Here is a 13,340-nt window from a genome sequence, read left to right on the forward strand (position 1 = left end):
CCGGGCCGCGCCTTAATCGGCGATCAGCATGACGACGATCGCAACGATCACCGCAATCACCGGCACGGCCCACTTGAGCGTGCTCATGAAGCCACCATACGTCGCTTCGGCTTTTTCCATGTCGTGAGAGGTCATCTTGTCTCTTCCCCTTGGGCTCTTGAACACCGCAGACGGCGATTGGTTGCAATAAAACCGGCCGCCGCGGATTTTCTGCCTGCTCCGTATCGAAGCAACGCCTTCTGCTCAAGTCACCTTTCACAGGCAGCCGCCTACCGTACGTTCCCGGCGCACCGGAACACCCGCGCAACAGCCTTAATCCCGTCTTTACCCACGCGTCCTATGAACAGGGCTGCGTCAGCCTGAAACCAAGCGGTTGGGGGCCAAAGAAAAGGGAGCGACATGTCTGATGGCGGATAATGATTGCCACCCCGCGGCACATAACGATGCGCGAATCGTGATGCTGATCGATGATGAGCCTGCGCAGTCGCGGCTCATCACCGCGATTGCCGCGCGCGACGGATGGCGCACCATTGTCGCGCCCGACGCCGAAACCGCCATCGCGATGCTCGGCACGCGCGAAGGCATGCAGCTTTCGGCCATCCTGCTCGATCAGTGGGTGCCGGGCGATGATGCCTGCACGCTGATCGCCGAACTGAAATCGCGCCGCCCTGCTCTCCCTATCCTGATGCTCACCACCAGCGCATCGCCGCTGCTCGCGGTCGAGGCCATGCGGGCGGGCGCCAGCGATTATCTGGTCAAGCCCGTCTCGCCCGACCGTCTGATGGAAGCGCTGCGCAGCGTTACCACCCGCGAAACCCCGCGCGATGAACTTGCCCCGCTGACCGAGAAGATGTCGGCCAGCCTCGATTTCGACGCGATGATCGGCACTGCCCCGCAATTCCGCACCGCCTTGGCGCAGGCCGCCAAAGCCGCGCGCGGACAGGGCCATGTGTTGATCGAAGGCGAAACCGGCACCGGCAAGGAAATGCTGATGCGCGCGATGCACGGGGCCAGCCCGCGCACCAAGGAAAGCTTGCGGATCATCAATCTCGCCAACATCCCGGTCGGCTCGATCGAATCGGTGCTGTTCGGACACGAACCCGGCTCGTTCCCCGGCGCCTTCGACCGTCAGATCGGCGCGTTCCAGCATTGCGACGGCGGCACCCTGATCCTCGACGACATCGACCGGCTGACGCCCGCGCTGCAACAACGACTGAACGAAGCGCTCGACAGCGGCATCATCCGCCCGGTCGGCGCGAGTTACGGCTTCCGCGTCGATGTGCGGCTGCTGGTGACCAGCAATGCCGGGCTCGATCGGCTGGTCGAAAGCGGCCAGTTCGACGCAGCCCTTGCCGAGCGGCTGGGCGCGACCCGCATCCACCTGCCCTCCTTGCGCGAGCGCACCGGGGATATTCCCGCTCTGACCCGCCATTTCCTCGCCCGCATCGGCGAACAACCGGGGCTTCTCCACCTTTCGGTATCCGACAGCGCGCTGGCGCTGCTGGCCGCCTATGATTGGCCGGGCAATGTCCGCCAACTGCAATCGGTCCTGTTCCGCGCTGCCGTCTACTGCGAAGGCAACGCGCTGACCGCCGACAGCTTCCCGCAACTGTCCGAGATGCTCGGTGAGCAGGGCAGCGTCACCATCGCCAGCGCGCATGAAGGCGTGGGCGTGATGCTGTATACCGAAGACGGCAACCTGCGCCCGCTGGAGGACATCGAAGCCGACGTGATCCGCCTTGCCATCGGCCATTATCGCGGACGCATGACCGAAGTCGCACGGCGGCTCGGCATCGGGCGTTCGACATTGTATCGCAAGCTTTCGGATCTGGGCATCGATAACGCCGCTTGATCGGCGGGCCTTGCGAGCCTAGCCCGTTGGCATGACAATCATTAAGGACTTCGCCGGGCGCAGCGCGCTCGTGACAGGGGCGGCATCGGGGATCGGCGCCGCCTGCGCGCGGGCACTGGCGGCGCGCGGTGCGGCGCGGCTGTATCTGGTCGATGTCGATGGCGCAGGGCTGGATGCGCTCGACCTTTCGGAACATTCCGGATGCACGGTGCAGCGCATCACCGGCAGCGTGGCGGACGCGGCCCTGTGGCAATCGCTCGAACCGCAGATGAGCGGCCTCGATCATGCGGTGGTCAATGCCGGGATCGGATCGGGCGGACCGATTGCCGAAATCACCTTGGCCGAATGGCGCCGCGTCATGGCGGTCAATCTCGATGGCGCGTTCCTGACGTTGGCCGCTTCACTGCGGGCGATGGCGCAAAAGGGCGGCAGCGCGGTGGTGGTCGCCTCGGTTACGGGATTGAAGCCGGTCGCGGGCATCGGCCCTTACGGCGTATCCAAGGCAGCGGTCGCCCACATGGCGCGGATCGCGGCCATGGAAAGCGCGCGCAAGGGCATCCGGGTCAACGCCATAGCCCCCGGCGGGGTCGACACCGCGATCTGGGAGAGCGGCGACGACTTCAAGCAATCGGTCGCCGCGATTGGGCGCGAGGCGACGATCAAGGCCATGGCCAAAACCACACCCCTGGGCCATTTTGCCACGTCAGAGGAAATGGCGGACAGCATCGTCTATCTGCTGAGCGATGCAGCTTCCAACATTACCGGCCACGTGATGGTGTCCGATGGCGGCTTTACGCTTTGAATTTAAGACGTTTTTACACGCCGCCCCAACAGGCCCGGAAATGTTTCACGTGAAACACTTCAAGAACATCGCAATGCGGACATCCGCGCCGCATCGCGCGCACGGTCGGAAGCTTTCGTTCTAAAGCGGCGGCAATTGCGAAAAGTCGGTCAGGGCCGTGTCCCGCAGCCCCCGCCACACATTGCGCGCCTGCACCGTTTCGGCGACATCATGGGCGCGCAGCAGGTGAACGCCCGCCTCCATCCCCTTCACCGCCAAGGCGATCGAACCGGCGAGCCGCTGGCCCGCGCCTTCTTCGGTGGACAGCGCACCGATCATGCGCTTGCGGCTGGCGCCCAGCAGGATCGGGCTGCCCAGCGCATGAAACAGCGGGAGGGCGTTTATCAGGGCGAGGTTTTCCCCCAGCGACTTGCCGAAGCCGATGCCGGGATCAAGGATGATCCGCTGCTCCGCCACACCTGTCGCAATTGCCCGGTCGCGCGCCAGTTTGAGGAAGTCGAACACCTCGCTCACGACGTCGGCATATTTGGCACCTGCGTGAATATCCTCGCCCGCGCCGGGCGCGTGCATCAGCACCACCGGGCACGCGGCCTCGGCCACCACTTCGATACTGCGCGGGTCATAGCGCAGCGCCGACACGTCGTTCGCCATATGCGCGCCCGCTGCCAGTGCGGCGGCCAACACGCCTGCGCGGCGGGTATCGACGCTGATCGCAGCGCCCATTGCGGCGCAATATTCCACGGCCGGAACGACCCGGCGGATTTCCTCGTCCTCGAATGTTGCCGCAGCGCCGGGGCGCGTGCTTTCGCCGCCGATGTCGATGATCGCCGCGCCTGCTTCCAGCATCGCCGCAGCATGATCGCGCCCAGCCTGCGGATCGTCATGCTGGCCGCCGTCCGAGAAGCTATCGGGCGTCACGTTGAGGATACCGATCACCTGCGGCTGGTCGAGCCGGATCGTGCGTGTTCCAAGTTGCAGCGGTTCGTGGGTCTTCTTGATGTTGGCCCACTGTCGCCCGGCCTCGCGCGCCGCGATATCGGGCAGGCGGGCAATAGCGTCGGGCATCCCCGCAGCGGTGGTCACGATACGCATCGTCACGCCGGTGTCGTCCCGCAATACCAGCGCGAATTCACGAGCATAGGCCATTGACCCGCCCAGCCGCACGGCATCGGCTTCCACCGCCTGCGGGCCGGCAACGAGCGTGATCGGGTGGATATAGACGTTGCCGGTCATGGCTTGGGCCGCACGGATCAGTCTTCGCTCGCCAGCAGGTAAATCTGGCGCGCGGCGTCGATCGGCTGAATGTCTGTGCCGCTCTCGTAATGCCAGAACGACCAGCCGTTGCAGCTTGGCGCGCTCTGCAATTCCTTGCCCAGCCCGTGGATCGAGCCGGTCTTGCCGCTGCATTCGAGCGATCCGTCGGCGCGCACCGTGGCGATCCAGCGGCGCTTTTTATCGAACACCTGCGTGCCCGGCGGGATCAGCCCGCCCTCGACCACCGCGCCGAACGCCACCTTCGGCGCTGACCGGGCGGTTTGCATTGTGGTGAGCGCGCTTTCATCGAGCGGGAGTTCCTTGGCGATGCGCTTGGCCGCGACCTCGCGGTAGAAATCTTCGCGCTCGCAGCCGATCCACTCGCGCCCCAATCGCTTGGCAACCGCGCCGGTGGTGCCGGTGCCGAAGAACGGATCGAGCACCACGTCGCCCTTCTCGGTCGTCGCCAGCAACACGCGGTACAGCAGAGCTTCGGGCTTCTGCGTGGGATGGGCTTTCTTGCCGTTTTCCTTCAGCCGCTCTCCGCCTGCGCAAATTGGCATGATCCAGTCTGACCGCATCTGGAGTTCGTCATTCAACGTCTTCATCGCGCGGTAATTGAACTGATAGCGCGCCTTTTCCCCCATGCTCGCCCAGATCAGCGTTTCATGCGCGTTGGTGAAGCGGGTGCCGCGGAAATTGGGCATCGGATTGGTCTTGCGCCAGACGATGTCGTTGAGAATCCAGAACCCCAGATCCTGCAAAATCGCGCCGACGCGGAAGATGTTGTGATAGCTGCCGATTACCCACAACCCGCCATCGGGCTTGAGAACCCGGCGCGCCTCGGTCAGCCATTCGCGGGTGAATTTGTCATACACCGCCATGCTGTCGAACTGGTCCCAGTGATCGGTCACGGCATCGACATGGCTGCCATCGGGGCGGTTGAGTTCGCCGCCCAGCTGAAGGTTGTAGGGCGGATCGGCGAACACCAGATCGACGCTGTTGGTCGGGAGCGACCGCATCGCTTCGATGCAGTCACCCGGCAGGATACGCCCCAAGGGCAAATCACGCGGCAGATCGAGCGCAGGCACAATTTTTGGCGCTTTTACAACGCGCTTCGCCTGCAACTTCGTCTTTTCTATCACGCTCACCGGAATTGACCTCGCCTGTTCTGCTTGCAACTTATCCACAGGCATGAGTCTTTGAGGAGTCCGCGTCAAGCGCCTAATAATGCGCCGGTTATGGTTAACGCGTCGTAAATGCGGTGCTGCCAGAGCGGAACGAAGCAGGACCGGCACAAGATGTTGAGTCCCCGCCCCTTGGCAGGACTCGACATGCAGCGGTGTGGCGCGAAGGACTCACCCGCCGCCATTCCGCTATGCGATATTTCCGGTCAGATCAGCTGGCCCTGCGCCACCGGGGCGAAGCTGCGGCGGTGCAGCGGGGTGGGACCGTGCAGGCGCAGCGCTTCCATGTGTTCGGGCGTGCCATAGCCCTTGTTGCGCTCCCATGCGTAGTTCGGAAATGCGTGCGCTGCCTCCAGCATCAGCCGGTCGCGCCATTCCTTGGCGATGATCGAAGCAGCGGAAATGCATGGCTCGATCCCGTCCCCTCCCACGATTGCGCGCGCCGGCCAGCACCATTCGCTGCGGCGGCCCGCCGGGGTCATGTTGCCATCGATCAGCACTTGGCACCGCGCACCGCCCAGCGCGGCATCGAGATTGGCGACCGCACGAGTCATGGCAAGCATGGTCGCCTGAAAGATATTGATCCGGTCGATCTCCTCCGGCTCGACCACCGCCACCGCCCAACAGCAGCTGGCACGGATGGCCTCGTCCAGAACGGCGCGGCGCTTTGCGGAAAGGCGCTTGGAATCGTCGAGCCCGGCAGGTATCGCTCGGCCAAGAACAACCGCCGCGGCCACCACCGGCCCGGCCAGCGGCCCACGACCGGCCTCGTCGACACCGATGACGAGTGCTCCGTCCGTGACCGTGAAACCCGGAGTAATCCCTAGCATGATCCGTTCGTCCCGACTCCTTGCCCCGTTTTCCCTGTCCGTCCTCGCGCTGACAAGCTGCGCGAATGCGGAAACCGGGGAAAGCGCACCCGTCGCTGCCGAAGGCACGCCGTTCGCGGTCGCGGAAATGGGTGAATTCAACGAACCCTGGGCGATCGAATTCGCGCCCGGCACCGCGGTGCTGTTCGTGACCGAGAAATCGGGCACGATGAAGTTTCTCGATACGGCCAGCGGCGCCATCGGCACCGTCAGCGGGTTGCCGGACGTGGATTACGGCGGCCAGGGCGGGCTTGGCGACATCGTGTTCCTGCCGTCCGAAGCCTCCGACACGCTCGAGCGCCGCACGATCTACCTGAGCTGGGCCGAGGCTGGCGACGGCGATACCCGCGGCGCGGTGGTCGGCAAGGGCTCGCTGGTGTGCGGCGAAGCGGATGCCTGCGCCATAGAAGGACTGGACGTGATCTGGCGTCAGACCCCCAAGGTCACCGGGCGCGGCCATTATTCGCACCGCCTCGGCATCTCGCCCGATGGCCAGCATCTGTGGATCGCCAGCGGTGAGCGGCAGAAGATGCAGCCTTCGCAGGACACGTCGAACACGCTCGGCACGATGGTCCGCCTGAATCTCGATGGCAGACCCGCTGCGGGCAATCCGCTGGCCGACAAGGGCGGCGCTTCGGCGGAAATCTGGTCTTATGGTCACCGAAACATTCTCGGCATGGATTGGGATGCGCAAGGGCGGCTGTGGGAAGTCGAGCACGGGCCGGCGGGCGGTGACGAGTTGAACCTCGTCCAGCGCGCCGCCAATTATGGCTGGCCGGTGCGGTCCAACGGCGAACACTATAATGGCGACCCGATCCCCGATCACTCGGCGGATGATGGCTTTGCCAAGCCCGCCCTTAGCTGGAATCCGGTGATCGCGCCGGGCGACATGATCATCTATTCGGGTGAGCTGTTCGATGCTTGGCAGGGTCAAGCGCTGATCCCCGGCCTAGGCTCGCAGGCGCTGGTGCGAGTGGCGCTGGAAGGCGACACTGCACGCGAGGTTGCCCGATATGAATTCGATGCGCGCCTGCGCTCGATCGAGCAAGGCCCGGACGGCGCGATCTGGATCGCCGAAGATGGCGAGGACGGCCAGGTGTTGAAACTCACGCCACAATGAATGCCGCTGCCCCTGCCGCCAGCGCCACGCTGATCCCGCTCGAAGCGGTCGAACCCGCCATGATCGAGGCAGTGCTCGACCGTGCCTTTGGGAGCGATCGCCATGCCCGCACCGCCTATCGCATCCGCGAAGGCATGCCGTGGCTGCCGGCGTTAAGCTTCGCCGCGCTGGACGAGGAGGAACTGCTGGTCGGCACGATCCAGTGTTGGCCGATTGCGCTGCAGACACGGCAGGGTCAGGTGCCGCTGGTGATGGTCGGCCCGGTCGCCGTCGTGCCAGAACGGCAGGGCGAAGGCTTCGGCGTCGGGTTGATGAGCGCGATGATCGCCGAAGATGCAAGGCTGGCGCGCGAAGGCGGCGGAGGTGCGCTGCCGCAAATGCTGATCGGCGACGCGGATTATTATGGGCGCTGGGGCTTCTCGGCGGCAATGACCGGCGGCTGGCGCTGCCCCGGCCCGTATGAGCCGGAGCGGCTGCTGGCGCGCGGGGCGGCGCTGGCGGCGATGCCGGGTGAAGGCATGCTGGGGCCTTGGGAAGGCTGAGGCGTCTGCCCCCTTGGCGGGAACTCTTGCTTCTGGCATCGCATTGAACACATCATGCCCTACGAACCACCCCCCTATCTGGCCGAACTCACTCTGGCCGAAATCGCCGATCTGGTCGCGGCGCGCAAACTACCCGCTGTCGAAGGCTGGGCGCCGCAGAAATCGGGCGACAGCGCGATGCGGATCGCGGCTGACGGCACGTGGTATCACGAAGGCGATCCGATCCGGCGCGAGGCGATGGTGCGTGCCTTTGCCGGGCTTCTGACACGCGACGAGGCCGGGCAGCACTGGCTGGTCACTCCGTTCGAGAAGCTTTCGATCGCAGTCGAGGATGCCGCCTTCATCGCGGTCGACTGCGCACGCGCCGATGATGCGCTGGCGTTCCGCCTCAACACCGATGACCTTGTGATCGCCGGGCCGGACCATCCGTTGCGCGCGGCGGGGGACGCCGAAACCCCGGCGCTCTACCTGCACGTCCGGCGCGGGTGCGAGGCGCGGCTCAACCGTTCGACCTATGCGCAACTGGCCGAGATCGCGCTCGCCGAAGGGGCCGAGAATAACGGCTGGCAGATCGCAAGCCAGGGCGCGCGGTTTTCGCTGCTGCCGTGACGATGGCCGCCGCGACCAGCCTGTTTGATCCGCTGTCGCGCCTGTTCGCCGAAGGCCACGCGCGCGACATTCCCGATCTGCTGAGCGATGCGCAATTCGCACGCGGCGGCCGCGCCACCCCTGCGGCAGTGCTGATCGCGATTACCGATGTGCCGCATGATCCGCAGGTGATCCTCACCCAGCGCCCCCGCGGGATGCGCGATCATCCGGGGCAGGTCGCCTTTCCGGGCGGCAAGCTCGATCCGGGCGAGGATGCCGTCACCGCCGCCCTGCGCGAGGCGGAGGAGGAACTGGCTCTCCCACGCGAAGCGGTGCGGGTGATCGGCGCCAGCGATGTCTATCACACCGGCACCGGCTTTATCGTCACGCCGGTCGTGGGAGTGGTGCCGCCGGGCCTGGATCTGCGGCCCGACCCGGTCGAAGTCGCCGACTGGTTCGAGGCACCGCTTGGCGTCCTGCTCGATCCCGATAGCTGGACCACCAACGAGGTGTTCTGGCGCGGCGCAACGCGGCGCTATCTGGAACTGGATTGGAAAGGTTTCCGGATATGGGGCGTGACGGCGGCAATCATCGCCAACCTCGCGCGGCGGATCGCGCTGGAAAGGCTGAAGGATGCTGCGTGATCTGGCCGAAGCCGAATGGCCGAACCGGGCCGGCCTTGCCGCACTTACAGCGGCATTGGGCGCGGACAATATCCGCTGGGTCGGCGGGGCGGTGCGCGACAGCCTGCTGGGGGCCGAGGTGCACGATGTCGATTGCGCCACGCTGCTCACCCCTGATGTGGTGATCGACCGCTGCCGCGAGGCGGGCATCCGCACGGTGCCGACCGGGATCGACCACGGCACCGTCACCGCGATCCTGAAGGACGGTCCGGTGGAGATCACCACTTTGCGCCGCGATGTCACCACCGATGGCCGCCGCGCAACCATCGCCTTCGCAGGCGACTGGCGCGAAGATGCGGCGCGCCGCGATTTCACCATCAACGCGCTCTACGCCCACCCGCAAACGCTGGCGATCGACGACTATTTCGGTGGGCGCGACGATCTGGAGGCGCGCCGGGTGCGCTTCATCGGGGATGCCCGCGAGCGGATTGCCGAAGATCACCTGCGCATCCTGCGTTATTACCGCTTTCAGGCGCGCTTCGGGGCGGAGCTTGACGCAGCGGCCGAAGAAGCCTGCACCGCCCTCGCCCACACGCTGAAGGGTCTGAGCCGCGAACGCATTGCTGCCGAATTGCTGGCGCTGCTGGCGCTGCCCGATCCGCACGCCACGCTCGAACGGATGCGCGCAGGCGGTGTCCTTGGCGTGATCCTGCCCGAAGCCTGCCCCGCGCAGCTCGCCGCGCTTGCCCGCTTGATCGCTGCCGAAGCCGGGCAGGGTTTTGCGCCCGATCCCGTCCGTCGGCTCGCGGCGCTGCTGCCGCCTTCCCCCGATGTGGCGGAGGCGGTCGCGGCGCGCCTGCGCCTGTCCAAAGCCCAGCGTGGCCGGCTCGTCAGCGCGGCCGAGCGGACGGCGAATGATTGCGAGAACCCCAAGGCGCTGGCCTATCGCATTACCCCGCAGCTCGCGATTGACCGGCTGCTGTTGCTGGGTGCCGATGCACAGGCATTGGCCGAATGGACAGTGCCGGAACTTCCGCTCAAGGGCAGGCATGTCGTCGCGCGCGGGATAACCGCCGGACCAGCCGTCGCGCGCATTCTGCGGACGGTGGAGCAGCGCTGGGTGGCAGAGAATTTTCCCGGTCCTGACAGGCTCGAAGAATTGCTCGGCGAAGCCTTGGCACAAGCTGCCCTGCAGCGGTGAGCCGCGCCAAACCTGCGATAAAACACGCCTCGTAGCAGCCAGCCACCGACTTGCCATACAGCGCTGGTGCAGGTTAGGGACCTTATGAGGACTTCGTGCATTACCTGCATACGCGCTCCTCTTTCCCGTGGCCAACAGTGCTGGCCCGCTCCGCTGTCCTCCAGAGATCAGTGGTTTTGCGTGTCCGTCCGGCGTTCCGTCCTCTCGGGGTCGCCTTGATGAAATATACAGATGGAGAAATCTGATGAAATCCGTGAAGCTGGCGCTGATTGCCACTCTCCTTGCAACCACCCCGGCTGTCGCCTTCGCGCAGGATGTCGGCGCGACCGTATACGGTAACGACGGCAATCCCATCGGCACGGTTGAAGCCGTGGCGAACGGCGTCGTCACGATCGACACCGGCAAGCACAAGGCCCCGATTCCCGCAGATCTGATCGGCACCGGTGAAACCGGGCCGAGCATCAATGCCACTCAGGCGCAGATCAACGCGATGATGGATCAGCAGGTCGCCGAAGCCAACGCCAAGCGCGATGCCGCGCTGGTCGAAGGCGCTGCCGTGGTCAGCGCTGACGGTATGCCCGCAGGCACCGTCTACACGATCGACAGCGAAGACGCCGTTATCGTCCAGAACGAAAACGGTATTGTCACCATGACCCGCGAATCCTTCGCGGTAAGCCCCGAAGGCGCGCTGATGGCGCTCTATTCGGCGCAGCAGCTTGCTGCGAACACCGTCGCAGTGCCCGAAGGTGCGGAAATCCTCACCGCCGCCCAGGCCCGCGCCAAGGAAGCGGAAATGGCCACTTCTGACGCCGAAGCCGCAAGCGGCGTGACCATGTAAGCACGCTCCCCCCTTTGGTGGGACGAACGAAACCGCGGTCACCGACAATGGGTGGCCGCGGTTTTGCGTTTGCATGAAGAGCAATCCGGTCGCGTCAGTCGAAGCGGTTGTTTTTCGGGAAGCCCTGTGGCGGCATCCGCCCGGCGGCGCCGCGCGCGACCTTCCACATGCGGATTTCGGTTTCGGTGCGCGTGCGGTCACCCGATCCGCCCATCTGCCAGCTGAGTCCTTCGGCGAGCACGAAGGTGGTCGCATCCGACAATCCGCCGTCGCGGAAACGTTGCAACTGCACCCCTTGCCCGCGGGTCATGACCGGCAGTTCTTCCAGGTTGAACACCACCAGCTTGCGATTGTCGCCGACGCAAGCGACGTGATCGTGGTGCGCGGGAATCTCGCGGATCACCCGCAGCACCGCGCCGTCCTTCAGGTTCACCACCTGCCGGCCCTTGCGCGTTTCGGCGAGCAATTCCTCGGTGGCGGCGACAAAGCCCTTGCCGTGGCTCGATGCGAGCAACAGCCGCCCGCCCGGACGATGCACCATCATCGCAGCGATCGAAGCGTCGCTTTCCAGATCGATCATCGTGCGCACCGGCTCGCCAAACCCGCGCGCGCCGGGCAGCTTGTCGCAACCGAGCGTGAAAAACCGCCCGTCGGACGCGGCCAGCAACAGCTTGTCGGTGGTCTGGGCGTGGAGGATGAGGGCGAGGCCGTCACCCTCCTTATACTTGAATTCCTGATCCAACGGCACGTGACCGCTTGCCGCGCGAATCCACCCTTTCTGGCTGAGGATGACCGTGACCGGTGCCTTCTCGATCATCGCGTCCATGCTGAATTCCACCGTCGGCGCGGCTTCGGCGATCAGCGTTCGGCGGCGGCCCAGCACGGTATCCTCGGCATAGTCCTTCCGCAGGGCGCGGAGATCACGCTTCAGCCGAGTGCGCTGGCGGGCCGGGCTTTCCAGCAGCGCATTCAGCTCCGCCTCCTCGGCCAGCAGCGTGTCCTGCTCCTTGCGCAGCTCCATTTCCTCAAGCTTGCGCAAAGATCGCAGCCGCATGTTGAGGATCGCCTCGGCCTGCCGGTCGGTCAGTTCGAATTCGGCGATCATCACCGGCTTGGGCTCATCCTCGGTGCGGATGATGGCGATCACCCGGTCGAGGTTGAGGAAGGCGATGATGTAGCCGCGCACCAGTTCCAGTCGGTTCGCGATCTGGCCGAGCCTGTGGCGCGCACGCCGTTGCAGGATGTCGATCTGCGAGGCGGTCCAGTGGTCGAGCAGTTCCTTCAACCCCATCACCATCGGCGTGCGGGTGGCGTCCAGCACGTTGAGGTTGAGGCTGAACCGCGTTTCCAGATCGGTCAGCTTGAACAGGCTTTCCTTGAGCAGATCGGGATCGACATTGCGGCTCTTGGGCACCAGCACGATCCGGATCGCGGTGTCGCTTTCGTCGCGCACGTCCTCGAGGATCGGCAATTTGCGATCGGCGATGGCCTGCGCGATCTGCTCGATCAGCTTGCCCTTGGCGACCTGATAGGGGATTTCCGAGATGACCAGTTGCCATTGCCCGGCCCCCAGCCGCTCGATCCCGGCAGCGACATCCTCGGCTTCCTTTGCTTCTGGCGCATGGAATCTGCCGCGAACGCGGAACGCGCCGCGTCCGGTGCGATAGGCTTCGGAAATGGCAGCAAAGCTATCCACCACCTGCCCCCCAGTGGCGAAATCGGGGCCGTGGAACAGCTCCATCAACCGTTCGTGGCTGACGTGGGGATTGTCGATCAGCTCCAGCGTCGCATCGATGATCTCCGCGACATTGTGGCTGGGGATGCTGGTCGCCATGCCCACCGCGATCCCGCTGGAGCCGTTGGCCAGCAAGTTGGGGAACAGACCCGGCATCAATGCGGGCTCTTCTTCCTCACCATTATAGGTCGGGATGAAATCGACGGTGCCTGCGTCCAGGCCTTCCATCAATTGCATGGCCGTTTTGGTCAGCCGGGCTTCGGTGTAGCGATAGGCAGCGGCATTATCGCCATCGACATTTCCAAAATTGCCCTGCCCTTCGACCAGCGGGTATCGCAGCGAAAAATCCTGCGCCAGCCGCACCATCGCATCATAGGCCGCCGTGTCGCCATGCGGGTGATACTTGCCGATCACCTCACCCACGACGCGGGCGCTTTTCTTGAAGGAATTGCCGGGATCAAGCTTCAACTGCCGCATCGTCCACAGCAGACGGCGATGCACCGGCTTCAGCCCGTCCCGCAGATCGGGCAGTGAACGCGCGGTGATCGTCGACAGCGCATAGACCAGATAACGTTCGGACAGCGCCGCATCGAAAGGCGCATCAACGATGGCGTCGAACGGGTCTGAATCGGTGATGACGGGATCGGACATTGTTTTTGTCTAGCAACCCTCGCGCGGCGCAGGGAGTGGGCTTTCCACAGGCTTGACCCGGTAGCGAGCCATCCCGCC

At 64.9% G+C, this 13,340-nt stretch carries 13 protein-coding genes; 8 read left to right on the forward strand and 5 right to left on the reverse strand.

Annotation, left to right across the window (positions count from 1 at the left end; genetic code table 11):
- Window positions 1-12 precede the first annotated feature (12 nt).
- Entirely contained in the window at window positions 13-135 is a 123-nt protein-coding gene (locus tag J3454_RS04450) for an aa3-type cytochrome c oxidase subunit IV (RefSeq protein ID WP_349512540.1), read from the reverse strand.
- A 271-nt stretch (window positions 136-406) separates the two neighbouring features.
- Here J3454_RS04450 and J3454_RS04455 point away from each other — a divergent pair, with 271 nt between their 5' ends.
- Both J3454_RS04455 and J3454_RS04460 read left to right on the forward strand, forming a co-directional pair.
- Window positions 407-1,852 carry a sigma-54-dependent transcriptional regulator gene (locus J3454_RS04455; protein ID WP_349512541.1) on the forward strand — a complete coding sequence of 482 codons (1,446 nt, stop codon included), beginning with the start codon at window positions 407-409 and terminating at the stop codon, window positions 1,850-1,852.
- Window positions 1,853-1,883: 31 nt separating this feature from the next.
- Window positions 1,884-2,654, forward strand: a complete 771-nt coding sequence (locus J3454_RS04460; protein WP_349512542.1) for an SDR family NAD(P)-dependent oxidoreductase — start codon at window positions 1,884-1,886, stop codon at window positions 2,652-2,654.
- A gap of 120 nt (window positions 2,655-2,774) precedes the next feature.
- On the opposite strand, the gene folP is transcribed toward J3454_RS04460, so the two are convergent.
- From folP to rnhB, 3 genes are all read right to left on the reverse strand, one after another.
- A complete protein-coding gene (gene folP, locus J3454_RS04465; RefSeq protein ID WP_349512543.1) occupies window positions 2,775-3,887 on the reverse strand; it encodes a dihydropteroate synthase in 1,113 nt (370 codons plus the stop codon).
- 17 nt (window positions 3,888-3,904) lie between these two features.
- Window positions 3,905-5,104, reverse strand: a complete 1,200-nt coding sequence (locus J3454_RS04470; RefSeq protein WP_502878561.1) for a site-specific DNA-methyltransferase — start codon at window positions 5,102-5,104, stop codon at window positions 3,905-3,907.
- A gap of 197 nt (window positions 5,105-5,301) precedes the next feature.
- Window positions 5,302-5,925 carry a ribonuclease HII gene (gene rnhB, locus J3454_RS04475; RefSeq protein WP_349512545.1) on the reverse strand — a complete coding sequence of 208 codons (624 nt, stop codon included), beginning with the start codon at window positions 5,923-5,925 and terminating at the stop codon, window positions 5,302-5,304.
- On the opposite strand from rnhB, the gene J3454_RS04480 reads away from it, so the two are divergent.
- The 6 genes from J3454_RS04480 (at window position 5,924) to J3454_RS04505 (ending at window position 10,876) form a co-directional block, all read left to right on the forward strand.
- Window positions 5,924-7,084, forward strand: a complete 1,161-nt coding sequence (locus tag J3454_RS04480; protein WP_349512546.1) for a PQQ-dependent sugar dehydrogenase — start codon at window positions 5,924-5,926, stop codon at window positions 7,082-7,084. The two genes, rnhB and J3454_RS04480, sit on opposite strands and share 2 nt — an antisense overlap.
- The gene (locus tag J3454_RS04485; protein WP_349512547.1) at window positions 7,081-7,626 is read left to right on the forward strand and encodes a GNAT family N-acetyltransferase; all 546 of its coding nucleotides are present in this window, start codon (window positions 7,081-7,083) and stop codon (window positions 7,624-7,626) included. Before J3454_RS04480 ends, J3454_RS04485 begins: the two co-directional genes overlap by 4 nt.
- Window positions 7,627-7,680: 54 nt before the next feature.
- Complete coding sequence (locus J3454_RS04490) at window positions 7,681-8,235, forward strand: DUF1285 domain-containing protein (protein WP_349512548.1); 555 nt, start codon at window positions 7,681-7,683, stop codon at window positions 8,233-8,235.
- 2 nt (window positions 8,236-8,237) lie between these two features.
- Window positions 8,238-8,858, forward strand: coding sequence for a CoA pyrophosphatase (locus tag J3454_RS04495; RefSeq protein ID WP_349513137.1), 621 nt, complete (start codon window positions 8,238-8,240; stop codon window positions 8,856-8,858).
- The gene (locus tag J3454_RS04500) at window positions 8,848-10,038 is read left to right on the forward strand and encodes a CCA tRNA nucleotidyltransferase (protein WP_349512549.1); all 1,191 of its coding nucleotides are present in this window, start codon (window positions 8,848-8,850) and stop codon (window positions 10,036-10,038) included. Before J3454_RS04495 ends, J3454_RS04500 begins: the two co-directional genes overlap by 11 nt.
- 244 nt (window positions 10,039-10,282) lie before the next feature.
- On the forward strand, window positions 10,283-10,876 hold the full coding sequence (locus tag J3454_RS04505) for a hypothetical protein (RefSeq protein WP_349512550.1): 594 nt from the start codon (window positions 10,283-10,285) through the stop codon (window positions 10,874-10,876).
- 94 nt (window positions 10,877-10,970) lie between these two features.
- Here the strand turns inward: J3454_RS04505 and parC are convergent, their stop codons facing one another.
- Window positions 10,971-13,262, reverse strand: coding sequence for a DNA topoisomerase IV subunit A (gene parC / locus J3454_RS04510; protein ID WP_349512551.1), 2,292 nt, complete (start codon window positions 13,260-13,262; stop codon window positions 10,971-10,973).
- Window positions 13,263-13,340: the final 78 nt, after the last annotated feature.

It is taken from the genome of Erythrobacter sp. NFXS35 (genome assembly GCF_040148725.1).
Lineage (GTDB): Bacteria > Pseudomonadota > Alphaproteobacteria > Sphingomonadales > Sphingomonadaceae > Erythrobacter.

Bases quoted from the DNA above. Each gene is read 5' to 3' on its own strand.
- J3454_RS04450 (WP_349512540.1), bottom strand. From the start codon at position 135: ATGACCTCTCACGACATGGAAAAAGCCGAAGCGACGTATGGTGGCTTC.
- J3454_RS04455 (WP_349512541.1), top strand. From the start codon at position 407: ATGGCGGATAATGATTGCCACCCCGCGGCACATAACGATGCGCGAATC.
- J3454_RS04460 (WP_349512542.1), top strand. From the start codon at position 1,884: ATGACAATCATTAAGGACTTCGCCGGGCGCAGCGCGCTCGTGACAGGG.
- folP (WP_349512543.1), bottom strand. From the start codon at position 3,887: ATGACCGGCAACGTCTATATCCACCCGATCACGCTCGTTGCCGGCCCG.
- J3454_RS04470 (WP_502878561.1), bottom strand. From the start codon at position 5,104: ATGCCTGTGGATAAGTTGCAAGCAGAACAGGCGAGGTCAATTCCGGTG.
- J3454_RS04480 (WP_349512546.1), top strand. From the start codon at position 5,924: ATGATCCGTTCGTCCCGACTCCTTGCCCCGTTTTCCCTGTCCGTCCTC.
- rnhB (WP_349512545.1), bottom strand. From the start codon at position 5,925: ATGCTAGGGATTACTCCGGGTTTCACGGTCACGGACGGAGCACTCGTC.
- J3454_RS04485 (WP_349512547.1), top strand. From the start codon at position 7,081: ATGAATGCCGCTGCCCCTGCCGCCAGCGCCACGCTGATCCCGCTCGAA.
- J3454_RS04490 (WP_349512548.1), top strand. From the start codon at position 7,681: ATGCCCTACGAACCACCCCCCTATCTGGCCGAACTCACTCTGGCCGAA.
- J3454_RS04495 (WP_349513137.1), top strand. From the start codon at position 8,238: ATGGCCGCCGCGACCAGCCTGTTTGATCCGCTGTCGCGCCTGTTCGCC.
- J3454_RS04500 (WP_349512549.1), top strand. From the start codon at position 8,848: ATGCTGCGTGATCTGGCCGAAGCCGAATGGCCGAACCGGGCCGGCCTT.
- J3454_RS04505 (WP_349512550.1), top strand. From the start codon at position 10,283: ATGAAATCCGTGAAGCTGGCGCTGATTGCCACTCTCCTTGCAACCACC.
- parC (WP_349512551.1), bottom strand. From the start codon at position 13,262: ATGTCCGATCCCGTCATCACCGATTCAGACCCGTTCGACGCCATCGTT.